Source organism: Antrihabitans spumae (assembly GCF_043944905.1).
Classification (GTDB): domain Bacteria; phylum Actinomycetota; class Actinomycetes; order Mycobacteriales; family Mycobacteriaceae; genus Antrihabitans; species Antrihabitans spumae.
Map to the genome: position 1 here is coordinate 1 of NZ_JBIMSN010000177.1, position 732 is coordinate 732.

Annotated in this window: 1 protein-coding gene; it reads left to right on the top strand. The window is 66.4% G+C overall.

What is annotated here, in order from left to right:
- Nucleotides 1–732: IS110 family transposase (locus ACHIRB_RS30830; RefSeq protein ID WP_395127843.1), on the top strand; the 732-nt coding region annotated here is incomplete at both ends.

Here is a 732-nt window from a genome sequence, read left to right on the forward strand (position 1 = left end):
TAGGAGACGACTGGGCCCAGGACCACCACGACGTCCATCTGATGGACGACACCGGTGCACGCTTGGCCTCGAAGCGACTACCCGAAGGAGTCGCAGGTATCGCGGCTCTGTACGAACTGATTGCCGCACACACCAGCACCGCCGAGGAGGTGGTGATCGGCATCGAAACCGACCGCGGCCTATGGGTGAACGCCCTCGTCGGAGCCGGATATCAGGTGTATGCGATCAACCCGCTGGCAGCCAGCCGCTACCGCGACCGGCATCATGTGTCGGGTGCCAAATCCGATGCCGCGGACGCGAAACTGCTCGCCGACCTGGTCCGCACCGACCGGCACAATCACCGCCCCATCGCCGGTGACAGCGCCGATGCCGATGCGATCAAGGTGCTCGCCCGCGGACATCAGAACCTGATCTGGACCCGAACCCGGCACAGCAACGCCCTGCGCTCAGGACTGCGGGAATACTTCCCGGCTGCGATTGCCGCGTTCGCGACCCTGCACGATCGCGACGCTCTCGCCGTGCTTGCCCGTGCCGCGACTCCCGCCGAGGCCCGCCATCTGAGCGTGCCCTCGATCGTGTCGGCCTTGAAAAAGGCTGGGCGCCAACGCAATCTCGACAAACGAGCCCGCGAAATTCAAGCCGTGCTGCGCAGTGAGCACCTCGCGGCGCCCGCCCCGTTGACCGCAGCGTTGGCGGCGACCACCCGCGCTCAGGTGGCGATGCTCCTCGAGT